24 protein-coding genes are annotated in these 23,593 nt (G+C 63.4%); 13 read left to right on the forward strand and 11 right to left on the reverse strand.

Features of this window, described 5'->3' with window-relative positions; translation table 11 throughout:
* Nucleotides 1-21: 21 nt before the first annotated feature.
* The gene (locus BM348_RS06770; RefSeq protein WP_092903161.1) at nt 22-678 is read right to left on the reverse strand and encodes a hypothetical protein; all 657 of its coding nucleotides are present in this window, start codon (nt 676-678) and stop codon (nt 22-24) included.
* A 133-nt stretch (nt 679-811) separates the two neighbouring features.
* Between BM348_RS06770 and BM348_RS06775 the strand changes: the two genes are divergently transcribed.
* The gene (locus BM348_RS06775; RefSeq protein ID WP_092903163.1) at nt 812-1,396 is read left to right on the forward strand and encodes a thymidine kinase; all 585 of its coding nucleotides are present in this window, start codon (nt 812-814) and stop codon (nt 1,394-1,396) included.
* Nucleotides 1,397-1,629: 233 nt separating this feature from the next.
* A complete protein-coding gene (locus BM348_RS06780; protein ID WP_092903165.1) occupies nt 1,630-2,190 on the forward strand; it encodes a hypothetical protein in 561 nt (186 codons plus the stop codon).
* A gap of 58 nt (nt 2,191-2,248) precedes the next feature.
* Here BM348_RS06780 and BM348_RS06785 read toward each other — a convergent pair whose 3' ends face one another.
* The 5 genes from BM348_RS06785 to BM348_RS06805 form a co-directional block, all read right to left on the reverse strand.
* Nucleotides 2,249-3,883, reverse strand: coding sequence for a methyl-accepting chemotaxis protein (locus BM348_RS06785; protein ID WP_175507121.1), 1,635 nt, complete (start codon nt 3,881-3,883; stop codon nt 2,249-2,251).
* A gap of 255 nt (nt 3,884-4,138) precedes the next feature.
* On the reverse strand, nt 4,139-5,821 hold the full coding sequence (locus tag BM348_RS06790) for an acyl-CoA mutase large subunit family protein (protein WP_092903169.1): 1,683 nt from the start codon (nt 5,819-5,821) through the stop codon (nt 4,139-4,141).
* Between the two features lie 114 nt (nt 5,822-5,935).
* Nucleotides 5,936-6,538 (reverse strand): GNAT family N-acetyltransferase, encoded by a 603-nt coding sequence (locus BM348_RS06795; RefSeq protein WP_092903171.1) that lies wholly within the window; start codon nt 6,536-6,538, stop codon nt 5,936-5,938.
* 275 nt (nt 6,539-6,813) lie between these two features.
* The gene (locus BM348_RS06800; RefSeq protein WP_050049714.1) at nt 6,814-7,392 is read right to left on the reverse strand and encodes a DUF2150 family protein; all 579 of its coding nucleotides are present in this window, start codon (nt 7,390-7,392) and stop codon (nt 6,814-6,816) included.
* A gap of 116 nt (nt 7,393-7,508) precedes the next feature.
* The gene (locus BM348_RS06805) at nt 7,509-8,360 is read right to left on the reverse strand and encodes a TatD family hydrolase (protein ID WP_092903668.1); all 852 of its coding nucleotides are present in this window, start codon (nt 8,358-8,360) and stop codon (nt 7,509-7,511) included.
* Between the two features lie 150 nt (nt 8,361-8,510).
* Here BM348_RS06805 and BM348_RS22290 point away from each other — a divergent pair, with 150 nt between their 5' ends.
* From BM348_RS22290 to BM348_RS06840, 7 genes are all read left to right on the forward strand, one after another.
* A complete protein-coding gene (locus tag BM348_RS22290; RefSeq protein ID WP_092903173.1) occupies nt 8,511-8,756 on the forward strand; it encodes a sugar phosphate nucleotidyltransferase in 246 nt (81 codons plus the stop codon).
* Complete coding sequence (locus tag BM348_RS06815) at nt 8,753-9,586, forward strand: undecaprenyl-diphosphate phosphatase (RefSeq protein ID WP_092903175.1); 834 nt, start codon at nt 8,753-8,755, stop codon at nt 9,584-9,586. Before BM348_RS22290 ends, BM348_RS06815 begins: the two co-directional genes overlap by 4 nt.
* A 116-nt stretch (nt 9,587-9,702) precedes the next feature.
* Nucleotides 9,703-10,407 carry an RNase P subunit p30 family protein gene (locus BM348_RS06820; protein WP_092903177.1) on the forward strand — a complete coding sequence of 235 codons (705 nt, stop codon included), beginning with the start codon at nt 9,703-9,705 and terminating at the stop codon, nt 10,405-10,407.
* A complete protein-coding gene (locus BM348_RS06825; protein WP_092903179.1) occupies nt 10,391-11,026 on the forward strand; it encodes a class I SAM-dependent methyltransferase in 636 nt (211 codons plus the stop codon). Before BM348_RS06820 ends, BM348_RS06825 begins: the two co-directional genes overlap by 17 nt.
* Nucleotides 11,023-11,502 carry an Rpp14/Pop5 family protein gene (locus BM348_RS06830; protein ID WP_092903181.1) on the forward strand — a complete coding sequence of 160 codons (480 nt, stop codon included), beginning with the start codon at nt 11,023-11,025 and terminating at the stop codon, nt 11,500-11,502. Before BM348_RS06825 ends, BM348_RS06830 begins: the two co-directional genes overlap by 4 nt.
* A gap of 4 nt (nt 11,503-11,506) precedes the next feature.
* Nucleotides 11,507-12,268 (forward strand): archaeal proteasome endopeptidase complex subunit alpha, encoded by a 762-nt coding sequence (gene psmA, locus BM348_RS06835; protein WP_092903183.1) that lies wholly within the window; start codon nt 11,507-11,509, stop codon nt 12,266-12,268.
* A 227-nt stretch (nt 12,269-12,495) separates the two neighbouring features.
* The gene (locus BM348_RS06840) at nt 12,496-13,221 is read left to right on the forward strand and encodes a ribosome assembly factor SBDS (protein ID WP_092903670.1); all 726 of its coding nucleotides are present in this window, start codon (nt 12,496-12,498) and stop codon (nt 13,219-13,221) included.
* Between the two features lie 46 nt (nt 13,222-13,267).
* On the opposite strand, the gene BM348_RS06845 is transcribed toward BM348_RS06840, so the two are convergent.
* A complete protein-coding gene (locus tag BM348_RS06845) occupies nt 13,268-13,579 on the reverse strand; it encodes an FUN14 domain-containing protein (RefSeq protein WP_092903185.1) in 312 nt (103 codons plus the stop codon).
* A gap of 383 nt (nt 13,580-13,962) precedes the next feature.
* On the opposite strand from BM348_RS06845, the gene hflX reads away from it, so the two are divergent.
* The 3 genes from hflX to BM348_RS06860 all read left to right on the forward strand — a co-directional run bounded on the left by hflX (nt 13,963) and on the right by BM348_RS06860 (nt 16,847).
* Nucleotides 13,963-15,255, forward strand: coding sequence for a GTPase HflX (hflX, locus tag BM348_RS06850; RefSeq protein WP_092903188.1), 1,293 nt, complete (start codon nt 13,963-13,965; stop codon nt 15,253-15,255).
* An 81-nt stretch (nt 15,256-15,336) separates the two neighbouring features.
* Nucleotides 15,337-16,491, forward strand: coding sequence for a thiolase family protein (locus BM348_RS06855; protein WP_092903190.1), 1,155 nt, complete (start codon nt 15,337-15,339; stop codon nt 16,489-16,491).
* A complete protein-coding gene (locus BM348_RS06860) occupies nt 16,488-16,847 on the forward strand; it encodes a nucleic acid-binding protein (RefSeq protein WP_092903192.1) in 360 nt (119 codons plus the stop codon). The genes BM348_RS06855 and BM348_RS06860 overlap by 4 nt, the downstream gene beginning before the upstream one ends.
* 66 nt (nt 16,848-16,913) lie before the next feature.
* On the opposite strand, the gene BM348_RS06865 is transcribed toward BM348_RS06860, so the two are convergent.
* The 3 genes from BM348_RS06865 to BM348_RS06875 all read right to left on the reverse strand — a co-directional run bounded on the left by BM348_RS06865 (nt 16,914) and on the right by BM348_RS06875 (nt 21,089).
* On the reverse strand, nt 16,914-17,603 hold the full coding sequence (locus BM348_RS06865) for a DUF7547 family protein (protein ID WP_092903194.1): 690 nt from the start codon (nt 17,601-17,603) through the stop codon (nt 16,914-16,916).
* Between the two features lie 148 nt (nt 17,604-17,751).
* Nucleotides 17,752-18,570, reverse strand: a complete 819-nt coding sequence (gene tbsP / locus BM348_RS06870; protein ID WP_092903196.1) for a transcriptional regulator TbsP — start codon at nt 18,568-18,570, stop codon at nt 17,752-17,754.
* Nucleotides 18,571-19,016: 446 nt separating this feature from the next.
* Complete coding sequence (locus BM348_RS06875) at nt 19,017-21,089, reverse strand: hypothetical protein (protein ID WP_092903198.1); 2,073 nt, start codon at nt 21,087-21,089, stop codon at nt 19,017-19,019.
* Nucleotides 21,090-21,241: 152 nt separating this feature from the next.
* Here BM348_RS06875 and glyA point away from each other — a divergent pair, with 152 nt between their 5' ends.
* The gene (glyA, locus tag BM348_RS06880) at nt 21,242-22,495 is read left to right on the forward strand and encodes a serine hydroxymethyltransferase (RefSeq protein WP_092903200.1); all 1,254 of its coding nucleotides are present in this window, start codon (nt 21,242-21,244) and stop codon (nt 22,493-22,495) included.
* A gap of 43 nt (nt 22,496-22,538) precedes the next feature.
* On the opposite strand, the gene BM348_RS06885 is transcribed toward glyA, so the two are convergent.
* Nucleotides 22,539-23,537 (reverse strand): hypothetical protein, encoded by a 999-nt coding sequence (locus tag BM348_RS06885; protein WP_092903202.1) that lies wholly within the window; start codon nt 23,535-23,537, stop codon nt 22,539-22,541.
* Between the last annotated feature and the right edge of the window lie 56 nt (nt 23,538-23,593).

Raw genomic sequence — 23,593 nt, forward strand, 5'->3', positions numbered from 1 at the left:
CCGAGACCGGTGACGATGCGGTCACGTCTCGAGCGCGGTCCGAAACCGCTGTTGGTAGGCCAGAAACGTGATGAGTCCGAACAGCGCGAACCCGATCTGGGCGGCCTCGACGTGGAGGACGAACCGGCTCGAGACGAGCGAGATCGGCGGTGAGGCAATCGACCAGTCGACGAACCAGACCGACGAGAGCAACGCGCTCGCGCCGGCGGCGACGAGCACCGCGGGGACGAACTGACACCAGACGACTGACCTCCCGCGGTCCGATCGTTTTCCGTCGAAGACTCGCCGCTCGAGTGTGAATCGAGCGAGTACCGCGCCGACGAGAACGATCCCCGCGGCGAGAACGCCGCGAGCCCCGCCGATCGACTCCGCCACGAGCAACCAGCACACCCAGCCGGCGGTGACGAAGACCGCGGTACAGAGTCGACTCGGCTTGAGGACGTCGCCGCGTTCGCTCGTCGTCGCGCGAAAAATCGACGCTCGAAGCACCGATCCGCAGAAGAGAATCCCGACGCCGACGAGCGCCGTCGCGGCGGTTCGCGTTTCGAGGACGACGAGCAGAAACCACGCGCCGACGGCGAGGGCCTCGATCGCGGTCGAACACGCCGCGGCGGTCATCCAGCGCACCCGCCGTCTCGCCGTGCGGCCGAGGGCCTCGGGGTGACTGATGACGCTCATTGCTGTCTTCGGTTTCGGATAGTTGGGGTTTCGTTATGGCATCATTATTACTCGCTGAGCAGTACAAACGACAGCACCGTCCGGATGGCGTGAAGAACAACCCATTTAACGACGGCTTACCCCCTTGAAACCGATGCACGCGATCACGAACGGCGGCTGGATCGAGGTAATCACGGGGAGCATGTTCTCGGGCAAAACCGAGGAACTCCTGCGTCGGTTGCGCCGCGCCGAGATCGCCGGACAGGAGGTCGTCGCCTTCACCCCCGCCATCGACGACCGATACGGCGAGACCACGATCGGCTCTCACGACGGCCGCAGCTGGGACGCGACGCCGATCGACCCCGAAACCGATCTCGAGGCCGTGTTCGCGGCGTGCAACGGGGAGGAGGTAGTCGCGTTCGACGAGGCGAACTTCTTTTCGAACTCGCTGGTCGACGTCTGCGAGCGACTCGCGGCCGACGGTCGGCGGGTGATCGTCAGCGGCACCGACCAGACGTTCCGCGGTGAGCCGTTCGACCCGCTTCCGCACATGGTCGCCGTCGCCGAGTACGTCGAGAAGTTCCGCGCGATCTGTGCGGTCTGTGGCGAGCCCGCGACGCGGAACCAGCGACTCGTCGACGGCGAACCGGCACACGTCGACGATCCGACGATCCTCGTCGGCGCGGCCGAATCCTACGAGGCGCGCTGTCGTCACTGCCACACACTCCGCGAGGACTGAGCGGTCCGGTTCGTACACTCGAGCAGTCGGACACCCGGGTAGATGAACGCTCGACCAGTTGAAAATTCGAACAGGTAAGTGCCCGAAGCGGCGATATACGCGCGCTTTCTGTGCGAGTAAGAGACGGTTATTCGCGTCGGGACTCGAGTACGGGATCGCTACCGTTCGTCGCGCTCTGTGACTCGATCGGAACGTTGGACAGAACTATCAACGGCGCTCTCGTCGCCCAGATCATGCCAGAAATGGAACACGGAGACGACACGTTGTCGACGCTGCTGGTCAAGGAAGCCGTGAGCAGAGGAATGCAGTCGCCGATGCGAGAGCCGATCCTCGAGGCCGTCGAGGAATCCGAGGGGTCCGGATCGATGGGCGGACGGGCGCTCCCGCTGGCGGGCGGCCTGCTTGGACTCGGCGTCGCGATCGGCTACCTCCTCGGCAGCGGCGAGTTAGACACCGACGACACGCCGCTCGAGGACGTCGAGACACCCGACGCGCTCGAGGAGGCGGTCGAGGATTCGGGCGAGCCGATGGCCGAGATGGAAACCGACGAGACGGGAGGTTCGAGTCGACTGCTACGGGTCGGACTCCTGATCGTCGGCGTCGTCGGACTCGAGTTGCTGCGTCGTCGCCGGTCGGGCGAGGACGAAGAGTGGGAACCGATCGAGGAGTTCGAACCGGCGACGAGCGCGACGTTCGACGACGAAGGAGAAGACGAGCAAGCGGACGAAGACGAGGACGAAACGGCGGCCGATGAAGACGCCGAGGTGCAGGCGGACGAAGAGATAGAAGAGTAGTTGACTCTCGGTAACAGTCAATGTCCCGACCGAACGGATATGGATTCGGGAGACGCGCTCAGTTCACGGCTTCGACGTCTGCCTCGTCGATACGGTCGAGGTTCGCACTTTCGTCGGCCGCGAGTTGAAACCGGTCGAGGCGTTCGTAGAGAGTTTCGCTCGTCGCGCTGAGTCGTTCAGCCATCGACGCAACGTCTTCCATTGCCGCCGACTGCTGTTCGACCCCGGCGGTAATCTGTTGAACCGAAGCGGAAATTTCCTCCCCGAGTGCGGCAGTATCACCCGTTAGCGCGCTAACGTCGTCGACGTTTTCCGCCTGACTCTCGACGGCGGAGCTAATCTCTTTCGCACCTTGGCTCGTTTCTTCGATGACGGATTCGATGGTTTCTACCCGATCGACGACGGTTTCCACCGCGTCAGCGCCATTTTTGATCTTTCCGTTTGCGGCGTCGATCGAGTCCGCGAGCGTGGACGTTTGTGTCTGCGCGTCCGTCACGATCGACTCGATTTCGGCAGCGGAGTCCTGTGATTCCTCGGCGAGCTGTTTGATTTCGTCGGCGACGACGGCGAATCCTTCGCCGCTTTCACCTGCGGTTGCCGCTTCGATCGAGGCGTTTACCGCCAGCAGATTCGTCTGGTCGGCGATGTCCGTAATGACATCGAGGATTCGTTCGATTTCGCTCATCCGCTTTTCGAGCGTCGAAATCTCGTTGACAATCGCTTCCGATGCATCGACCGCGGACCGAATGTCATCGATAGCCGCAGTGGCGTCTGTCATCCCGTCGCGAGCCAACTTAGTCGCCTTTTCTGATTGGGTGTCTATTTCGTGTGTCGTCGCGGTGATTTCCTCGATCGACGCCGACAGATCGGTGACGGCTCCGTCGACTCGTTCGACTTGTCTCGCGAGATCGCCGGTCCCATCGGTCATTTCTTCGCTTGAGGCGGTGATTTCCTCGACGGAACTCGAGACCTCCTCGGCGTTCGCACTCAGCGTTTGGCTGTCACCCTCGAGGTCGTTTGCAAGCTCCGTGAGCTGCTCGAGCACTCCCCGGACGTTTTCGACGGCGGTGTCGAGGTAGGCGTTCAGTTCAGTAAACTCGTCGTACACCTCGCGGATCTCTTCGAAATCGCCATCCGGTTCGGGAACCGACGGGTCGATCGTTAAATCGCCCTGCGAAAAGCGTTCGAGGTCGTTGCGGAGATTGCTCATCACTTGGGCTTGGTAGGAGACGAGACAGGACGTTCGCTCGCGTTCTCTCGCGAGTTCGGTCATGTCGTGGTCGAGTACTATCGCACCGATGATCGTGCCGTCGTCACGTTCGAAGGGCATTCCCGACCGCCTGATGGGAACCCGTTCGTCGCCGATCTGCAATTCCGTCTCTCGCTGGCGGACGGCTTGTCCGCTCTCGAGAACCTCCTCGGCCAGCGATTGGGTCGTCTCGTGTAGTTCGTTCATACGTGAGCCGACGGCCCGCTCGCTGCTCACCCCGAAGAGGTCACACGCGTTGTGGTTGCAGTGCGTGATAACACCGTCCGCGTCGGCGATGATAGCTGACTCGTTTAAGTTTTCGAGTACCTCCCCGAGCAGTACGCTCGCATCGATCGCTCCCTCGAGAACGGCTTCGTCTCCCGCAGAAGGTATCGCTCCCGTCCCGCCGTCGGGAACCGGATTCCGTTTCTGTTCGTCCGCCATGAGTTCTGTTAGAAATCTGCACACTCTGTCAATGAACGCCCGCATATTGTACTATCGCAATTAACCGAGAATAATTCTACTGGCCATCCTAACTTTCTGATGCGCCGAAGAATGACTGATCTGTCCCATTAGAGCACGGTATCGACCGGCGAGCGTTCTTGTCTGGTTTCACACAACCGGCAACAATAGATAATCCGTCATTTCGAATGCAGGTTCGGGTCGTGGTTCCGACAGTTGCCAGTGTACCTTAGACTGTTAGACTGCGCCGGCGGCCTGGTACTCGCCGAACTCCTCGCGCATGACGTTACAGATCTCGCCGACGGTGGCGTAGGCCTTGACGGCGTCGATGATGTACGGCATGATGTTCTCGTCGCCGTTTGCCGCCCCACGAAGTGCCTCGAGCGTCTCCTCGACCGCGGCTTCGTCTCGGTCGGCGCGGGTCGCCTCGAGGCCCTCGACCTTCCGGCGCTCGTCTTCCTCGGTCACTTCCTCGACGTCCATCGCTGGCTCTTCGTCGACCTCGAACTCGTTGACGCCGACGATGATCCGCTCTTTCTCCTCGATTTCGCGCTGTCGGTCGAACGCCGTGTCCTGAATCTGGCGCTGGACCCACTGCTGTTCGACCGCCTCGAGCATCCCGCCGCGTTCGTCGACCTCCTCTAGGATGTCGTAGGCCTCGGATTCGACCTCATCGGTGAGCGATTCGACGTAGTAACTGCCGGCAAGCGGATCGATCGTATCGGCCGCCCCCGACTCGTGGGCGAGAATCTGCTGGGTTCGCAACGCGGTGCGAACGGACTCTTCGGTCGGCAGCGCAAGCGCCTCGTCTTTCCCGTTCGTGTGGAGGCTCTGGGTGCCGCCCAGAACCGCAGCGAGCGCCTGGTAGGCGACCCGAACGACGTTGTTCTCGATCTGCTGGGCGGTGAGCATCGAGCCCGCGGTCTGGGTGTGGAACTTGAGCTGTTTGGACTTCGGATCGTCGGGATCGAACCGCTCGTCCATGATGTCGTGCCACATGCGCCGAGCGGCCCGGAACTTCGCCACCTCCTCGAAGATGTTGTTGTGGCCGTTGAAGAAAAAGGACAGTTGTGGCGCGAAGTCGTCAACGTCGAGGCCGGCGTCGATGGCCGCCTCGACGTACTCGAGGCCGTCGCCGAGCGTGAACGCGAGTTCTTGGGCGGCGGTCGCACCCGCTTCGCGGATGTGATACCCCGAGATGGAGATGGTGTTGAACTTCGGCGTCTCGGCGGCGCAGAACTCGAAGATGTCAGTGATGATCCGCATCGACGGCTCCGGCGGGTAGATGTAGGTGTTTCGGGCGATGTACTCCTTGAGCAGGTCGTTCTGGATCGTCCCCCGGAGTTCCGAGCGATCGACGCCCTGCTGGTCGCCGACCGCGATGTACATCGCCAGCAGGACGGACGCGGGCGCGTTGATCGTCATCGAGGTGCTCACTTCGTCGAGCGGAATCCCGTCGAAGACGGTGAGCATATCGTCGAGCGAATCGATCGCGACGCCGGCTTTGCCGACCTCTCCCGCGGCCATGGCGGCGTCCGAGTCGTAGCCCATCTGCGTCGGCAGGTCGAAGGCCATCGACAGGCCGGTCTGTCCCTGATCGAGCAGGTAGTGATAGCGCTCGTTGGTGTCTTCCGGGGTCGAGAAGCCCGCGTACTGTCGCATCGTCCAGAGGCGTCCCCGGTGGCCAGTCGAGTAGACGCCGCGCGTGTACGGCGGCTCGCCCGGATAGCCGAGGTCCTCCTGATAATCGAGGTCGGCGACGTCCGCGGGCGTGTAGAGTCGATCGACCTCCTGCCCGCCCGTGTCGGTCGTGAACGTCTCCTTTCGTTCCCCGAATCGCTCGACCACGGGCTCGACGGTCGACTCCTCCCACGCGTCGCGCTCCTCGCGGATCGTCTCGAGATCGTCAGGATCGAACATTATGAATATCGACGCCCGGGTGGGGCTTGAAAGTTGATAAATGTGCGTCTATTGCCGGCCCCGATTCGATCCGGACTAATCGCCCGGATGCGACGGGGGATCCGCCGTCGAGTGTCATCGTCCTGTGTCATACTTGTAGGTGGCCGACTCCGAATCGATACCGAAATCCTCTGGCGACTCGGTACTTGACTCCGTCGATCCGTCGTGTTCGCTCGCTCGCTTGAACGCCTCCCTGAGCCGGTCCGGAAGGTCGAACGATTCGACGGCGAGCGCGAGCGGGACCGCGTCCGGATCGATGCCATCGCGCTTCTGTGCGAGTCTGTCGACCAGCGGTTCCGGAAGCGCGCTCTCGTCGATCCGCTCGAAGCCGAACTGCCGCAGGTAGTCCGATTCGCTCGTCAGCGCGTAGACCGTTTCGAATCCGTCGTCGCCCGCGTACTCGACTAGCCGTTCGATGATGTGCGCGCCGACGCCCTGGCCGCGCCAGTTCTCGAGTACGCCGATACTCGTGAGTTCACAGCACTCAGTCCGCCCGTCGTCGGCGCTCTCGTCGATTTTGTGCACGCGGATCCGGGCGAACCCCGCTTTCGATCCCGACTCCTCGTCGACCGCGACGACGTAGTCTCGAGAGCGAAACGATGTTTCGTCGAGCCCCATCGACTCGATCTGATCGAGAAGCCAGACCTCTTCCCTGTTTTTCGCGTCTCGGACGTACATGAATCCACGTACGCGATGGGGTCCCTAAAGCATTTGTGGGGTGTCACGAATCCCATACGAATCGAAGGTTTCCGACGGGCCGTCCCGGTCACCGCTGGGAGGAGTGTGGCGGTTCCATTGTCGGACCTATCAGCTGCCGCTTGGATGGCCCGACCGCTCGAGGCCGACTGTCGGCACTCGGCCTCGTTACGATGCAGTTGCGAGCTGTTCCGCGGAGAATCATCCCCGTGCCCGTCGTTCGAGGCGGGCGAGTCGGACTCAGACGGCGGCGGCCGTCACTCGTCCTCTTCGACGACCTCGGGGTCGCTCATCGCGCTCTGTAAGCTGTCCAGCCCGTTGATCCACTCGGTGACGAGGCCGTACTCGAGCTCTTCGGCCATCGTCATGTCGAGTTCCTCACCGTCGATGATCAGCGTCCCGGCCTGCGCCGCGTAGCCCAGCGCCGCGTCGAGGTCCTCCTCGGATTCGGCGTCGGCCGCAGCGCCGACGTAATCGTCGACGGTGCCGTCCTCGGCCGGGCCGTCCGCGATGTACTCCTCGGCGGCGAAGAAGACGCAGACGAGACTCGTCTGGACGCCGTCGACGAGGATCAGTTTCTCCTCGTCCGCCAGGTCGACCTCCGAGAGGACGATGTCGCGGACGTCCTGAATCTCCTCGAGTGCGGTCTCCTGATCGATCTCCCCGTCGTCGTAGGCCGCGACGATTTTCGCGACGGCGATCGCCGTGTCGTCTTGCAGATTCAACAGCAGGCGCGCCGAATCCTCGTCTTCCGGATCGATCTCCTCGTCCTGAATGCGACCGATCCAGTTTTGCCATCGTTCCGCTGAATAGAACTCCGTCGGGGGATTGCTCATACTCACACCTACACCGGCCGCTTGAAATGCCTTTCTCTACATGGGTCAGTGCGCGGAACCGTTTCGATGCCGATTTCGGACGGCTCGAGGCGTTAGGCGTCCCCGGGGGTCGAAACCTACGCGTCCGAGAGCGTCGCAACCGTATCGATGTCGTAGACGCGCTCGGGCGTCTCGACGTGGGCGATCCGAACCGCCTCCTCGTGTCCCTCCTCTCGGAGCCAGCGGACGCGTCGGGGGACGGTCTTGGGACCCAGCACCGCGCCCGGTCGGTCGGGATCGTCGACGAAATCCGTCTCCATCAGGAACGGTTCGCCGCGTTCGGCCGCGGTCTCGAGCCGGTCTTTCTCGCTCATCACGCTCGGTGTCGGCCCCTCGAGTCGGCCCGCGGCGTAGTGTTTGACGACGCGGTGGGCCGGCAGTCCGGCGTCTTCAGCCCACGCGGCGACGTCCGGCATCGACTCGCTCGCCTCGGTGTGTAGCTGGACCGCACACTCGAGGGAGGCGCCGTGATCGAAGGCGTGTCGCATGACCTCGTTCGAGGCCGCCCAGACGGCGTCGTCGACCTCGTAGTGCGGACGACCGGATTTCAGCGCCAGGGCATCGCCCGACGCGACGTACTCGGCCGCGACGTCGAGTCCGCCCTGCATGACGTCGCGGGCGTCCTCGGTCGCGTACCCGCGTTCGTCGACGAGCCGCGAGACGAGGCCCGGATGAACGCCGAGGACCGGCCACGCCCGCCCGTCGAGCACGTCCGAGGCGGCTTCGACGACCTCGAGCGTGCGCTCGAAGACCGAGCGGAAGTCCTCGCCGTTCTCCGCTTCGACGCCGAGATGCCACGAGGGTTTGTTGACGACGAGGAGGTGCGTCCCGCCGAGTCGGGCGAAGTCCTCGACGGCGTCGATGCCCCGTCCGTGATCCGGGTCCAGGTGCATGTGATTGTCCAGAACCGGCGTGTTCGCGTCGATCATACGCGACACTGGGGCCTCCGCGAGGGAAAACGCACCGACTCGGAGCGGGCCCACTCGATCGGTGGGTGACTCGACGCGTGTGGCACGATCCGTTTGGCCAGTGCGTTCAACCAGTAGACATACACCAGAGGCGCTCATCCAACCGAACCAATGAGCGTTCGATCCGCGATCGGGCTGGCCGCGGGCGAGGCCGTGCGCCTTCGGTCCCTGACCAGACATCGGCCGAAATTCATGTTGCCCGCCGCGACGAAACCGATCCTCGAGCACGTCTTCGCCGAACGCACCGCCGTCCTCGCGAACGTCCAGTTGCAGCTCGTCGCACACAGGTCGGCCCACGAAATGGGGCGGTCGATCGACGAACAGCGGACCCTCGCAAAGAGCGTGACCGTCGAATGACCGGTTACTGGGACCTCCTGATCGCTATTCTCGCCGGGATCGTCCAGGGAGTCGTCGAGTGGCTGCCGATCTCCTCGCAGGGCAACCTCTCGCTGTTTCTCACGCTGTTCGACGTCGCGCCGGATCACGCCCTGCAACTCGCGCTGTTCCTGCAGTTCGGAACGACGCTCTCGGCCGCGGTTTACTACCGCGGAGAGATCGGCGAAAGCCTCGAGGCCGTGCCCCGGTGGCGACCGCGAACGGCGTTTACCGGTCAGAACGCGGTGACGACGTTCGTCATCGTCGCGACCCTCGCGACGGGGGCGATCGGCCTGCCGATTTACTTCCTCGCGATCGACGTCGCGAGCGAACTCAGCGGCGGTCTGTTCATCGCCGCTATCGGCGTTCTCCTCGTAGCCACCGGCGCGTTGGAACTGGCCTCGAAATCGGTGGAATTCGCCGATCGAACGGAACCCACGCTCCGGGACGCCGTGATCGTCGGCGGGATACAGGGGTTCTCGATCCTCCCCGGCGTCTCGCGGTCGGGCGTCACGACGAGTACGCTTCTCTTTCGCTCCTATCGGGCACCCTCGGCGTTCCGACTCTCCTTCCTGCTTTCGATCCCCGCGGGGATCGCCGCGGGCGTATTAACCTACGTCACCGAAGGCGGGATTCCGGGCATCGGCCTCGAGATGGCGGCCGTCGCCGTCCTCACGAGCGCGGTGGTCGGCTACGCGACGATCGGGCTCCTACTGCGGGTCGTCGAGCGCGTGCCGTTCTGGATCGTCTGTTTCGGTCTCGGCGGCCTGGCCATCGTCGGCGGCGGGGGCGTGGCGCTGCTCACCGCGTGAGGCCCCTCGACGTAATCGGACGAAGTTCTTCGTGTTTGGCCACCCCTCCGACGCGACACCTGCGACTGCCGCCCGTAAACGCAACTTCCAAGTTTTCGCCGCTGCTGAGCCTGCGTATGTACGAGGGCGCCCACGCGCGACCCGACGGCCCGAGCACCGTCGCTCGAGTGGCACAGACCGCGAGAGCGTACGGGTTCGAGGGCGTGGTCGTCCGAAATCACGACGACTCGAGCGCGGAGTACGACGCCGACCGCATCGAGGCCGAGTACGGTATCGACGTGGTCGACGGCATCGAGATCAGAGCCGACTCGCCGGATCAGGCGAGCGGCTCGGTCGGCCACTATCGGCCCTCGAAAACCCTCCTCGCGATCCACGGCGGCACGAACGAGATGAATCGGTTCGCCGTCGAAAACGAGAAGGTCGACGTGCTCGCTCACCCGGTCGCCGGAGGCGGCGACGTCAATCACGTGCTCGTCAAGGCCGCCGTCGAGAACGGCGTCAGACTCGAGTTCAATCTCGGTGCCGTCCTCCGAAAGAGCGGCGGTCGACGCGTCCGAACCATCCAGTCGCTTCGGAAGCTACGCGAACTCGTCGACTACTACGACGCGCCCTACGTCGTCAGCGCCGACCCCGCGTCGCACCTCGAGTTCCGCGCGCCGCGAGAGCTGCGTGCGCTGGGCGAGCAACTCGGCGTCTCCGGGGCGTGGATCGAGGCGGGTCTCGAGGAGTGGCGGGCGCTCGCCGAGCGCAACCGAACGATCCAGTCCGATTCGTTCATTGAGCCGGGGGTCGAACGTGGACACTATGAAGAAGAGTCTTGACGAACACGCCGCGCGCTTCGACGAGATCGCGAGCGAGTACGACGACGACAAATCGCCAGAGTACAAGGCCTGTGCGGAGCTCGTCGTCGAGCACGCCGCTCCGGATTCCGACGACGTCGTCCTCGATCTCGCGACCGGGACGGGCGCGATCGCACTCGCGCTCGCACCCGACGCCGAGCGGGTCGTGGGCCGGGATATTAGCGAGGGAATGCTCGAGCAGGCGCACGCGAACGCCGACGAGCGGGGCGTCGAGAACGTCTCGTTCGCGAGCGGCTCCTTTCGAGAGCCGGAGTACGACGGGCCGGTCGATATCGTCGCGTCGAACTTCGCGATGCACCACCTCGGGGACGCGGAAAAGCGGGAGGCGATCGAGGTTATCGCTTCCCTCGAGCCTCGTCGGTTCGTCCTCGGCGACGTGATGGTCTTCGACGAGCGCGACCCCGACGAACCGTTCTACTCGCCCGAGGTCGACGATCCGGCGACCGTCGGTACCCTCGCCGACGCGCTGACCGACGCCGGATTCTCCCTGACCGCGGTCGAGCGAGTCCACGGACAGGTCGGCGTCCTCGTCGCCGAGCGCCCGGAATCGGCGCGAACGGCACCTGCGAACGACAGATGAAACACCTGCCGAAACACCTCAGGCCACGGTGGCGCTATCTCGCGGTCGAACTCGAGACCTGGCCCGACGCGACGATCGATCGACGGGCGTTCCAGCGCGACCTCTGGTATGCGGGGCAGAATCTCCTCGGCGATCCGGGGAGCGCGGACGCCGAACTCTCCGTCGTCAGGTTCGAGTTCGGCGACGGGATCGGCGAATCGGTCGTCAAAGTTCGCCGCGGGGAGACGGAGCCGGCGAGAGCGGCGCTCGCCTGTATCGACCGCATCGACGGGTTTCCCGTCGGTATTCGCGTCACTGGGATCAGTGGCACGATCCGTGCCGCTGAAGAAAAGTTTTTAGGTAAACGCGGGCAAGTCCCGGCAGAGAGAAACGTCGTGTTTGAGAACGCTGAGCGAGTCGCAGTCGGACGAAACGCTGCCGCGGACATCCGGCTCGACGACGCGTTCGTCGGCGCGACAGACCTCGATTTAGTGTGATACTATGCAGGGACAAGCCCAACAGCAGGCGTACGACCGAGGCATCACGATCTTCTCGCCCGACGGCCGACTCTACCAGGTCGAGTACGCCCGCGAGGCGGTCAAACGCGGAACGGCGAGTATCGGCATTCGAACGGAAAACGGCGTCGTGCTCGCGGTCGACAAGCGGATCCCGTCCCCGCTTCTCGAGGACTCGAGCGTCGAAAAGATCCACAAGGCGGACGATCATATCGGCATCGCGAGCGCGGGCCACGTCGCCGACGCGCGACAGCTGATCGACTTCGCCCGTCGCCAGGCCCAGGTCAACCACCTGCGCTACGGCGAGCCCGTGGGCGTCGAAACGCTGACCAAGAACGTCACCGATCACATCCAGCAGTACACCCAGGTCGGCGGTGCGCGGCCGTTCGGCGTTGCGCTCATCGTCGGCGGTATCGAGAACGGCGAACCGCGCCTGTTCGAGACGGACCCATCCGGGACGCCCTACGAGTGGAAGGCGCTCGCGGTCGGTGCAGACCGTGGCGAACTCCAGAACTACCTCGAGGAGAACTACGACCCCGAAGCGGATCTCGACGGCGGCATCTCGCTCGCGCTCGACGCGCTCGCGTCGGTCAACGACGGGAGCCTCCTGCCGTCCGAAGTCGGCCTCGCGACCGTCGACGCCGAATCAGAGTCCTTCGAGCAGTTTGGTCTCGACCAGATCGAGACCCACCTCGAGGAGAACGACCTCCTCGGCGAGGAAGACGCCGACGAAGCAGACGACGAGTAACGTAGCCGCTCGATTTTCGTTTTCGTGCGACACCGCCCATCAGTTAACGAGAAAGGATAGTGTTGACATCGCCTCGAGCGGAGGTTGTACCGGACCTCGAGTCATCGAACCGATCGCGTGGCGTCGTGGCTCGTCCGAACCCTGAGAGCCACACCGTCGAAATCGACGGACAGGAAACCGTCGCCGACGACAAAAGCTCTTTTACTCGGCCGGAGGTAAGCACTGGTATGATATCACTCGACGAGGCGGTGACGGCGCGACTCGAGTCACACGGGGCGCGGTTCGAAGTGCTTGTCGACCCCGATGCGGCACTCGAGATCAAACGCGGCGAGTTCGACGACGACCTGGAAGACCACATCGCCGCCGAAGACGTGTTCGAAGACGCCTCGAGCGGCGACCGGCCCGCCGAAAACGATCTCGAAAAAGTGTTCGACACGACGGATCCGCTCGAGATCATTCCGGAAGTGATCGAGAGAGGGGAGATCCAGATCACGGCCGAGCAGCGCCGCGAGATGCAAGAACAGAAACGGAAACAACTCATCACGACGATCGCGCGAAACGCCATCAACCCGCAGATGGACGACGCGCCGCACCCGCCCGAGCGCATCGAGAGCGCGCTCGAGGAAGCCGGGTTCACCGTCGATCCGATGGAACCGGTGAGCGAACAGGTCGACGACGCGCTCGACGCGCTGCGGCCGGTGATTCCGATCCGGTTCGAGGAGGTTTCGATCGCCGTCCAGATCCCGGCAGAGTACGCGGGCAGCGCGCAGGCGAAGATTCGCCAGTACGGCGACCTCGAGAGCGAAGAGTGGCAACCCGACGGGTCGTGGATCGGCGTCGTGACGTTCCCCGCGGGCCTGCAAAACGACTTCTACGACGTCGTCAACGAGAACACGAGCGGCGAAGCGGAAACGCAGGTCGTCAAGGACAAAGACGATCTCCGCACGCGATAACGGCTCGAGGACACGAGTACGGCAGACTTCCTTCTAGTACGGCCGACTACGCACGGTAGTAGCCCAGCAGAAAGCCGCTCGCGAACCCGACGCCCACGGTGGTCGTCGAGACGATCGATTCGATCCAGTCGGCCCCTTCTTGTGCTCGTTCCTGTGTCTCGAGTAGGCCGGCGCTGAGTCGGTCCCAGTCGACGGTCACGACGCCGTTGGACTCGAGGTATCGAAAGATGACGAGTTCGACGCCGACGATAACCGCGACGAGTTTCGCGACGGTCTTGACCGCGAAGCCGATCAGCCCGCCGAGAACGGCGCTCGCGGCGAACTCGAACCCCATCGACGTCGGATCGATTTCCACCATCGATCGATCCGAAGGGGCCGGTGATCAAAGCAGTTGTGGTACGTGACATTCGAGATGCGACGACTGTCCGCGTGTTCGCGTCTCGAGTATCAGCACGCTGTGAGTGGTTGACAGTTGATAAATACGCTGACGGAACCGACCGACTGATGGAGGCAGTGGCTCGCACGCCCGAAGAGAGAGCGCTCGGTGCCTCGGGAGACGCCACGGGATTCAAGGCGGTTGGACCCGTAGGGAAGCGTATGACTCCCACAGCGTCAATCGGGGTGACCGGCGGGCATCTCTAGTCGTCCCGAGCGCCAGTCGCGGTTCTGGACCACCGCTCGAGCGCGACGAGCGCCCGCGATATCGACCCACGACCGCTCGGAGGGGACACACCTACTCGCATGAAGGCACTTATCGCAAAGCGGATCGATTCGGGAACGCCGGACACGACGGAGATACGAGACCTCGCGCGGGCCGCGGGGTACGACGTCGTCGGGGAGATAACGCAGTCTCGAACGGCCGACGCCGCGTTACAACTCGGCGAGGGGAAAGCCCACGAACTCGCGGCGGAGGCCGAAGCGACCGACGCGAAGACGGTCATCTTCGACAATCGGCTCGGTCCGTATCAGATGTACAATCTGGGGAAGTTGCTCCCCGAAGGGGTCGAGATCCTCGATCGATTCACGCTGATCCTCGAGATCTTCGGCCAGCGAGCGCAGACCCGGAAGGCCCAACTGCAGGTCGAACTCGCCGAGCTTCGATACGAACTCCCGCGTGCGGAGGCCAAGACGAGTCTGGCAAAGCGGGACGAACACCCCGGGTTCATGGGGCTTGGCGAGTACGACGAGAGCCGCGAACAGGACATCAAAGCCCAGATCAGTCGGATCAGGGACGAACTCGAGCAGATCGAGCAGACCGAACAGCACCGACGCGAGCGCCGTCGGGCCTCCGGCTTCGACCTCGTCGCACTCGCTGGCTATACGAACGCGGGGAAATCGACGTTGCTCCGCCAACTCGCGGACGACCTGGACGTCGACGAGAACGAGGAACTCCACCCGGATCTCGATTCGACGGCCGAGTCTCAGGATCGGCTCTTTACGACGCTCGGAACGACGACACGACGGGCGGCCCTCGAGCCACGAGACGTCCTCGTGACGGATACGGTCGGTTTCATCAGCGACCTCCCTCACTGGCTGGTCGAGTCGTTCAAGTCGACGCTCGATTCGGTCTACCGGGCCGATCTCGTCTTGCTCGTCGTCGACGTCAGCGAACCGATCGACGAGATACACGAGAAACTCGTCACCTGCCACGACACGCTCTACGAACGTAACGAGGCGCCGATCGTCACCGTTCTCAACAAGATCGACGCCGTGAGCGAGGCGGAACTCGAGGAGAAGGCCGCCGCCCTCTCGGCGCTCGCGCCGAACCCGGTCACCGTCAGCGCCCGCGAGGGAACGAACGTGGACGAACTGCTCGAGCGGATCGATCGGGAACTCCCCGACTGGGAGCGCGAGCGGCTCGTGTTGCCGATGACCGACGACACGATGAGCCTGGTCTCGTGGATCCACGACAACGCGAACGTCGAGGACGTCACCTACGGCGACGAGGACGTTCTCCTCTCGTTCGAAGCGCGACCGATGGTGATCTCGCAGGCGCGCTCGCGGGCGAGCGAACTCGAGGCGGCCTCGGCCTGACCAGCCTTCGAACGCGATCTCCTTCTCGCGGATCGACCCACAACCCAACGATATAAACCGACTTCCCGTGATTGTCACGGTATGGAACGAGTTGCAATCATCGGGGCCTCGATGACCCAGTTCGGCCAGCGGGACGAGTGGATCCGCGAGCTGCTCGCCGAGGCCGGCAGTGCGTGTCTCGAGGACGCGGCGGTCGACCCCACGGACGTCGATCACCTGTACGTCTCGAACATGGCAAGCGGCGAGTTCGAAGGGCAGACGGGCGTCGTCAACGCCCTCGTCCACGACCTGGGCGCGGTGCCGGCCTACACCGAACGAGTCGATCAGACGAGCTCGAGCGGCGGCGCGGGGATCTACGCGGCGTGGCGCTCTGTCGCAAGCGGCGCGAGCGACATGACGCTGCTCGTCGGCGGGGAGAAAATGACACACCGCACCACCGCCGAGGCGACGGACGTCATCGCGTCGCTCACGCATCCCTGTGAGTACAAACACGGGGTCACGCTCCCCTCTTTCGCCGGGCTCACCGCGCGACACTACCTCGAGCGCTTCGACGCGCCCCGAGAGAGTCTCGGCAAAGTCGCGGCGAAAAACCACAAGAACGGCGTCGACAATCCGAACGCCCAGTTCCAGAAGGAAGTCGACCTCGAGACGATCCTCGAGTCGCCGATCGTCGCCGACCCGCTTCGGCTCTACGACTTCTGCCCGATCACCGACGGCAGCGCCGCGCTGATGCTCTGTCCGGAGTCGGTGGCGGCGGAGTACACGGACGACTACGTCGTGATCTCGGGGATCGACGGCGCGACTGACACCCACGTCGTCCACGAACGGCCGGATCCGACGATAATGGGCGGCGTCGTCGAGAGCGGCGACGGTGCATTCGAAATGGCCGACCGCGAGCCGGACGACGTCGACGTCGCGGAGTTACACGACATGTTCACGATCCTCGAGTTCCTCCAGATGGAGGGACTCGGCTTCGCAGAGCAGGGCGAGGCCTGGAAGTTAGTCGAGGAGGGGTACACGGATCGGGACGGCGAGTTGCCGATCAACACCTCCGGCGGGTTGAAATCGAAAGGCCATCCGCTGGGAGCCAGCGGCGTCGCACAGGGCGTCGAAATCTACGAACAGCTCATGGGCGAGGCGGGACCGCGACAGGTCGACGCGGACGTGGGCCTGTGCTGTAACGTCGGCGGGTTCGGAAACTGCGTCATCACGACCATCATGGAGGCTGCAGCATGACCATGGAAGCCTATCGCTACGAAGACGGATCGATCAGCTACCCCGGCCACCCGGTCGGCCCGGACGGCAGCGAGCCGGTCGAGACGATCGACCTGAGCGAGTACACCGCCGAGGTGATCACGTGGACGACGAGCACGGCGACGCCGCCCGGCGTCCGCGAACCGAACACGCTCGCCATCGTCGAGTTCGACGTCGACGGCGAGCCGGTCCGAGCGATCGGGCAGGCCACCAGCGACGACCTCGAGACGGGCGACGAAGTCGAGCCTGTCTACGTCGACGAACTCCGAGAACCCGGTGCGGGGATCAGAGAGCCCGAGAGCCAGGCGTGGGACGGGTACCGGTTCGAGCCGGTGTAAAGCCGTAAGCTTCGCTTCTCCCCCGCCGATAGGCGTCACTTTCACTACTCGCGTCGCAAACTTTCCTTAGCCGTCTGCGTCGTCAGCGTCCCCATCGTCGGTCGGCGGTTCGTCGCCGTCGTTCTCGGCCGACTGGTCGTCATCGTCGTCGCCGAACTGGTCTTTGAGCGTCTCGAGTTCGGCGTCCACGTCGACGTTCGACTCGTCGACGGCGTCGACGTCGACCTCACCAGCGGCGTCCGACTCACCGTCTTCGCCGTCGATCTCGATCGAGTGCGCTTCGTTCGCCTCGGTTCGTTCGGCGACCTCCTGCAGTCGACGGTCCACGTCGTCGCGGAGGGTCCGAGCTTCCTCGAGCAGGTCGGCGACGCGTTCGTCGGCCGGAACCGAGCCCTCGGAGACGCCGCGTTGCAGCTCAGAAAGAACCGTATCGAGTTGCGAGACGGTCGTCTCCCGGAGTTTCTTCGCGCGTCTTTCGGTCGACTTCGCGGCCGTCTTGGTCCGCTCTCGTGCTTCCCGTTCCGTTCGAACGAGCTCGATCCCGCGCTGGAAGGCCTCGAGCGCGCGGACGTTCGCCTTCAACACGGCCAGGGCCGCCGGGATCGCGATGTCGTCTGCGACGCGGAGCAACTCGCGCGGCGTCGGCGGACGCAACGGCGGGCGACGACGCCGCGGCTCGAGCTCGGCGCGGAGCTCGTCGATGGTCTCGGCGAGTTCGCGGACGGCGTCCGCGAGGTCCTCGTCACGGTCGGTCATACGGCCCCTTGGACCTCCTTGATCAAAAACGGGCCGATCAATTGGGTCGGTCGCCCGTGTAGACGTGGCTAATGGCCGCGCGAACCCGAGAAGCTGTAGAGTCGATGCTGATCGTCGAAAATATCCGGCAATCGACGCGGGAACGGTACTAGTTGAGGATCGACTGGGTGACGGTCGCGATCTGGCCGTTGTCCGCCTCTCGGAGCCGGTCGTCGCCGATCTTCAGACGGAGGCGCGGTCGACCGACGTCGATCGGGACCTTTTCGGTGTCGATGAGGCCCATATCCTCGAGTTTCGTCTTGGTGCGCGAGAACGTCGCCTTCGATGCGATGCCCACGTCCTCGCCCCACTTGCTGATGTCGTACAGCAGCGCCTCGTTTTTGGCGGCGACGACGAGTGAAATCGTCACCTCGTCGAGCCCGTCGCCGTCGCCGCGAGCCGTCTCGAGGGAGTTCAAAATCGCGGTGAAGTCCGCTTCGGCTTCGGGGCTGATCTCCTCGGAGAGCGTTTCGCGAACGTCGGTGATCGGCGGCGTCCGGAGCTTGAACTGGTCGGCGTTCTCCCAGCGGGTTTCGTAGGCCGAGAACGTTTCCTCGACGAATTCCTCGTCGTCGGTGACAAGCCCCCCGACGCGGTCGCCGGCGTGGACGACGGCGATGACGCGGTCTCCCGTGAGACAGAGGGAATTTTCCGGGGTCTCGCCGAGCGTCCGGAGCGCGAGGGCACCGTCGCTGATGAGGTCGGCGGCGTTCGACGCGATGATGAAGTCGCCCATGACCTCCTTGAGCGTCTGTTCGTTGGCGAGCATCTTGACCGATGGCACCGAACCGTCGAAGTCGGTCGCGACCGAGACGAACTCTTCGATCGCGTCCCGCGATGGGTTCACCATATAAACGTCTCCACTCGCATCCTCGAGAACGCTTCTGAGGATATCGTCAATCTGATGATTGAGTAAATTCGAGGCCATCTGTGTACCGAAGTAAAAGGATGCGCCATACTTAATTTTGTTGGCCGTTCGCACAGGATAAGTTACACTCTCAACCAAATATTGGTAATTTTTATCGGTCAGTGCTTCGTTCTACCCGAAATAGTCTTAAATGAGAGAGAAACCTGAAGACCAGTCCTCGTCGACAACGGAATGATAAGGTACAAACACATATCGGTCCTAGCTTGGCACCCCCCACCCATACGGCGACTGAAACTCCTGGCCGGTCACCAGCTATACTGATTGGAGGTAAAGATAGTAATGGTAATTACTATATACAAGGAACGGATACTGCTAGCTGTATGGGTGTTATACATGATCTGCGTCGCATCGGTCGTGGTAGAAAAACGGACGTAACCGACGGTATGTTTCCGGACACGCTATCGACGCTGCAGGCAAAGCGAGTGAGTACCTACGGCGGACCGTAATCACGTTTCATCCAGATTTTCTGATAGTTGTTCGGACCAGTAGACGTCCCCGTCGTAGATCACCGACGCGTTCGCTTCCGAGAGAAAGGCAGGGAGTTCGTCCGCCGAGAGCAGGAGCCTCGACGGGGATCCACAGAGGTAGGCGTTGTCGTTTCCGTCCGCGTGCGGAAAGTAGTACGAACCGGTGTCCCCGGTCGAATAACACTCGATAGAGAGGAGGTACTGCTCGTCGTCGACCAGCTCCATCGTGATGGTCGTCGGGTACTGCTGTTCTCCCTGCGAGAGCGAGTGGGTGCCGTCGCCGACGACCGCGTAGTCTTTCCCCATCATGATACGGCGTCGCGCGAGGTCCATGGCGCGTTCGATGCTGAACCCGTGTACGAGCAACGTCGCGAACATCGAGCCGACTTTGACGGCGTGGTCGTTCAACACCTTCTGAAGCGTCACCGCGCCGGCGACGCTACCGTTCTCGACGAGTTCGAGCCCCTCGTAAAACGAGCCACACGCGTTCAGGAAAAACGTCTGCGCGTTACAGGTCTCGATCGTACTCGTCGAAAACGTGCCGTCCGGACAGCACAGGCCGTCCGTTTCGCAGTGGCCGATGAAGTGGACGAAATCGTGTTCGGCCTCGAAGACGCGAGCGAGCTCGCCGGTCGTGAGCGACTCCTCGACGGAGAGTTCGATGGGGAGTGCGTCCGCACGCTCCCGGTAGATCTTCGCCACCGATTCGTGTTCGCCGGCCATCTCGGGATCGTTCAACACGACGGCGATCGACGATGCGTCGCTCCAGCGCTCGAGGTACTGAAGGCGGTTTTGGTAGGCCTCTGGCATCGACTTGAAGACATCGATCGGGACGCCGTCGGCGATCCAGCCGTGGACGCATCCGCTCTGTAGTTCCGGCTTGACGATGTCGATGGACGGAATCTGTCCACCGGATCGAGTATCGGCAGTTCCGCTCCGGTAGAAATCGTCGAGCGATCGCTCGACGAGTTCCTGTTCGCACAGTTCGGACCACTTGGGCATCGAGATCAGACTCATCCGATCGAGCAGGAACGGCAGCGTCTCGACGGTGTCCGGCCCGGCCTCGACGTACGTCGAGAGGTGCCAGTCGGGGAGCCGGTGTTCGATCGTTTCGTAGGGGATCTCGAGATAGCTCGCGAGTCGCTCTCGAATCGTCCCCGCGTACAGGCGGTCGCTGTCGATCTCGAGGGCCTCGAGCACGTCCAACTCGGAGAGGGACGTGCTGAACGGACCGGCGTTTCGAACCAGACAATCGAGGAAGAACACTTTGCGGAGCAACTGCTCGACCTCGCCCTCGAGAGCGGGCATCGACGGCAACGGCACTGACACGTCGTGGCCCTCAAGGGAGAGTCGCGCGGGTTCGTGCGCACTCGTCTCGACGGATGCCTGGAGATAGTACGCCAGCGGAGCGACGACGAACAGGTCCTCGTACCGCGGCGGCACGGTGATGGTGATCCCGGATTCGGTCGCTCTGCTCGTGACCGTCGACGGGATCTCGAGCGTCTGGCCCGTCTCGATTCGAGGCGGATGGCCGCGAAGGGACGGGTAGGATCGATCGGGGCTGGTGGTCTTCTGAGAGACGTGGAGGTGGCTTATCGCGCTCGCGAGGCCGCTCGGTGAGTCCGGTATCGTGATCGTGTCGGCCGGGATTTCGTGTCGGCTCCGAAATCCGAGGACGAGTCGCGACCGCTCCGGGAACGAAACGACGACCGTTTCGATGTCGTCGGTCCGGTGAATCGTGGCCGCACCCGAGAACCGAAGATACGTCTTAATTCGCGTGTCGATATCGACGATGTATTCGCCCGGCGCGAGCGAGAGTGGTTCGCCGTGCGGATCGAGTTCGTGTTGGGTCCCGGAACTGAGATTCGAGGCGTAGACGACGGCGTGTGGTAGTCGGAGCTGCTCGGCCGTGACGACCACCGTTTCGTCGACGGGTCTGTTGATTCCGGGACTCGAGTCCGCGATTTCGAGGGCCTCTCCTTCGACGACGATCGTCGCGTTGTCGGCGTCTGTCACTCGAAGCCCGTCGTCGACGGCGTCCCACCGCAGCATCAATTCGTTGAATGTTATTCGGTTAATTTAGTTGTATCGAGTTAACAGAATACGTTCATTTGTCAGCACCTACCGTGGTACCGGGAACCCGGCAGCGACCTCACTTGCCGAGGAAAGGTACACTTATGGAGCATCCAATCACGGGATTTACTATGGAACACGACCACGTCCGGGCAGTCGATCCCGCCGTGGCCGACGCCCTCGAGAACGAGGTCGATCGGCAGCGGTCGTCGCTTCAAATGATCGCGAGCGAGAACCACGTCAGCAAGGCGGTCCTCGACGCGCAGGGCAGCGCCCTGACGAACAAGTACGCCGAGGGATACCCCGGCGAACGCTACTATGGCGGCTGCGAGTACGCCGACGAGGTAGAACAGCACGCAATCGACCGCGCGACGGAACTCTTCGGCGCCGAGCACGTCAACGTCCAGCCCCACTCGGGCACGCAGGCCAACCAGGCCGTCTACTTCGCAATGCTCGAGCCCGGTGATAAGATCCTCTCGCTCGATCTGACCCACGGCGGCCACCTCAGTCACGGCCACCCGGCGAACTTCGTGGGCCAACTCTACGACGTCGAGCAGTACGAGGTCGACCCCGACACCGGCTATCTCGACTACGAGGGACTGGCCGAGCAGGCCGAGGAATTCGAACCCGACATCATCGTCTCGGGTTACTCCGCGTACCCCCGCGAGATCGAGTGGGAGCGCATTCAGGAGGCTGCCGACGCGGTCGACGCCTACCACCTCGCGGACATCGCTCACATCACGGGCCTCGTCGCCGCCGGCGTCCACGACTCGCCGGTCGGCATCGCTGATTTCGTCACCGGATCGACCCACAAGACGATCCGCTCCGGTCGCGGCGGCATCGTCATGACGCGCGAGGAGTACGCGGACGGCATCGACTCGGCGGTGTTCCCCGGCGGACAGGGCGGCCCCCTCATGCACAACATCGCCGGCAAGGCCGTCGGCTTCAAGGAAGCCCTCGAGCCCGAGTTCGAAGACTACGCAGAGCAAACGGTCGCCAACGCGAAGGCGCTGGGCGAGAGCCTCGCCGACAACGGCTTCTCGCTCGTCTCCGGCGGCACCGACAACCACCTCGTGCTCGTCGACCTCCGTGAGAGCCACCCCGACACCTCGGGTGGCACCGCCGAAGAGGCCCTCGAGGCCGCGGGCATCGTCCTCAACGGGAACACGGTACCCGGCGAGACGCGCTCGGCGTTCGACCCCTCGGGCATCCGCGCCGGCACGCCCGCGCTGACCACCCGCGGCTTCGACGAGGACGACTGCCGAACCGTCGGCGATCTGATCGCCCGCGTCGTCGAGAGTCCGGACGACCAGAACGTTCTCGAGGAGGTCCGCGAGGAAGTCGAAACGCTGTGTGCGGAGAACCCGCTGTACGAAGACGAGTAAGAGATCCCACTCTACACGAGCTTGTTCGGTCGCTCGTAGTCGCCTACTGTTTCCCGGTTATCGCTTCTAGCGTCGTGAGGATATCGTTACCGTACTCAGCCACTGCCTCGGCTGAATGCTGGTATCGAACCGATACGACCGTCGACGTTCGATCGACTGTCAGGTCGTTGCGGATCCCCCGCGGAAGAACGGGATCGATCGCGTCCGCTGCAGTCTCGAGGCCGAGGTCCGTGCGTAGGGCATCGGCGAGCGACTCGGCGGCGTCGGTCGAGTCGACCTGATATGCGATGTCGACGGTCGCGTCGCCATCTTCGCTGGTGATCGAAACCGACGTGTTCGTAACCGGGTCGTATGCCGGCCTCCGTGGCGGTGTCGAGCTATCGTGGAACGCGAGCCCGGTCGTCGCGAACCGGATCGGCGAATCTCGAGCGGTGCGTTCGAACGGTCCCAACACGGCGTCCGAAACGGGGTCGCCATCGCCGTGCCAAACGTCGACGACAGAGCGAACGAGATCGTCCGTCCCGATTGCGAAGACGTGCTCGCCGAGGACCACCGCGCTCTGGCCACCGGCCTCGTAAATGGTCCGTCCGTCTGCCGTCTCGGCTTCGGTCGCGTCTTGGCCGGATTGCTCGAGGAGCGCCAGGAGCTCGTCTTCCGCCCACTCGGCCCAGACGACGCCAGCGCTTCCGGACTCTGTGTTTGATCCCAGCACGGCTACTTTTCCGACCGCGGAAGCGACCTCCGATGGTTGTCCAGCGACGAGACCGGCGAATCCGGAGGGCAGTTCCGCAAACGACGGCGTCTCGAGGAGCTCCACCGCGAGTGCTGTCGGAGCGGAGTCAGGTTGCATTTCGTCGGGAAGGACCAGCAAGAGTGGGTCGCTTTCAGCGGGAACTGTTCCCGCGGTGAACCCGTCAGCGCCGGGCAGGTTGGAGTTTCCGATAGACGTCGGGAGGGAGCTACAGCCGCTGATCCCGACCAACAAGCAGCCTGAAACAATTGCGCCCCGTCGCGTCATCTCGGGGCCGCCCTCGGAAAGCATGTTCTCACATTGACTCGTCTGGTGATATGATTTTTGGTGCGCTATCACGCCTGTCA

The sequence above is a fragment of the Halostagnicola kamekurae genome, from assembly GCF_900116205.1.
Classification (GTDB): Archaea; Halobacteriota; Halobacteria; order Halobacteriales; family Natrialbaceae; genus Halostagnicola; species Halostagnicola kamekurae.

Excerpts from the sequence above, each read along its gene's own strand:
- BM348_RS06770 (WP_092903161.1), bottom strand. The coding sequence starts at position 678 with ATGAGCGTCATCAGTCACCCCGAGGCCCTCGGCCGCACGGCGAGACGG.
- BM348_RS06775 (WP_092903163.1), top strand. The coding sequence starts at position 812 with ATGCACGCGATCACGAACGGCGGCTGGATCGAGGTAATCACGGGGAGC.
- BM348_RS06780 (WP_092903165.1), top strand. The coding sequence starts at position 1,630 with ATGCCAGAAATGGAACACGGAGACGACACGTTGTCGACGCTGCTGGTC.
- BM348_RS06785 (WP_175507121.1), bottom strand. The coding sequence starts at position 3,883 with ATGGCGGACGAACAGAAACGGAATCCGGTTCCCGACGGCGGGACGGGA.
- BM348_RS06790 (WP_092903169.1), bottom strand. The coding sequence starts at position 5,821 with ATGTTCGATCCTGACGATCTCGAGACGATCCGCGAGGAGCGCGACGCG.
- BM348_RS06795 (WP_092903171.1), bottom strand. The coding sequence starts at position 6,538 with ATGTACGTCCGAGACGCGAAAAACAGGGAAGAGGTCTGGCTTCTCGAT.
- BM348_RS06800 (WP_050049714.1), bottom strand. The coding sequence starts at position 7,392 with ATGAGCAATCCCCCGACGGAGTTCTATTCAGCGGAACGATGGCAAAAC.
- BM348_RS06805 (WP_092903668.1), bottom strand. The coding sequence starts at position 8,360 with ATGATCGACGCGAACACGCCGGTTCTGGACAATCACATGCACCTGGAC.
- BM348_RS22290 (WP_092903173.1), top strand. The coding sequence starts at position 8,511 with ATGAGCGTTCGATCCGCGATCGGGCTGGCCGCGGGCGAGGCCGTGCGC.
- BM348_RS06815 (WP_092903175.1), top strand. The coding sequence starts at position 8,753 with ATGACCGGTTACTGGGACCTCCTGATCGCTATTCTCGCCGGGATCGTC.
- BM348_RS06820 (WP_092903177.1), top strand. The coding sequence starts at position 9,703 with ATGTACGAGGGCGCCCACGCGCGACCCGACGGCCCGAGCACCGTCGCT.
- BM348_RS06825 (WP_092903179.1), top strand. The coding sequence starts at position 10,391 with ATGAAGAAGAGTCTTGACGAACACGCCGCGCGCTTCGACGAGATCGCG.
- BM348_RS06830 (WP_092903181.1), top strand. The coding sequence starts at position 11,023 with ATGAAACACCTGCCGAAACACCTCAGGCCACGGTGGCGCTATCTCGCG.
- psmA (WP_092903183.1), top strand. The coding sequence starts at position 11,507 with ATGCAGGGACAAGCCCAACAGCAGGCGTACGACCGAGGCATCACGATC.
- BM348_RS06840 (WP_092903670.1), top strand. The coding sequence starts at position 12,496 with ATGATATCACTCGACGAGGCGGTGACGGCGCGACTCGAGTCACACGGG.
- BM348_RS06845 (WP_092903185.1), bottom strand. The coding sequence starts at position 13,579 with ATGGTGGAAATCGATCCGACGTCGATGGGGTTCGAGTTCGCCGCGAGC.
- hflX (WP_092903188.1), top strand. The coding sequence starts at position 13,963 with ATGAAGGCACTTATCGCAAAGCGGATCGATTCGGGAACGCCGGACACG.
- BM348_RS06855 (WP_092903190.1), top strand. The coding sequence starts at position 15,337 with ATGGAACGAGTTGCAATCATCGGGGCCTCGATGACCCAGTTCGGCCAG.
- BM348_RS06860 (WP_092903192.1), top strand. The coding sequence starts at position 16,488 with ATGACCATGGAAGCCTATCGCTACGAAGACGGATCGATCAGCTACCCC.
- BM348_RS06865 (WP_092903194.1), bottom strand. The coding sequence starts at position 17,603 with ATGACCGACCGTGACGAGGACCTCGCGGACGCCGTCCGCGAACTCGCC.
- tbsP (WP_092903196.1), bottom strand. The coding sequence starts at position 18,570 with ATGGCCTCGAATTTACTCAATCATCAGATTGACGATATCCTCAGAAGC.
- BM348_RS06875 (WP_092903198.1), bottom strand. The coding sequence starts at position 21,089 with ATGCTGCGGTGGGACGCCGTCGACGACGGGCTTCGAGTGACAGACGCC.
- glyA (WP_092903200.1), top strand. The coding sequence starts at position 21,242 with ATGGAACACGACCACGTCCGGGCAGTCGATCCCGCCGTGGCCGACGCC.
- BM348_RS06885 (WP_092903202.1), bottom strand. The coding sequence starts at position 23,537 with ATGCTTTCCGAGGGCGGCCCCGAGATGACGCGACGGGGCGCAATTGTT.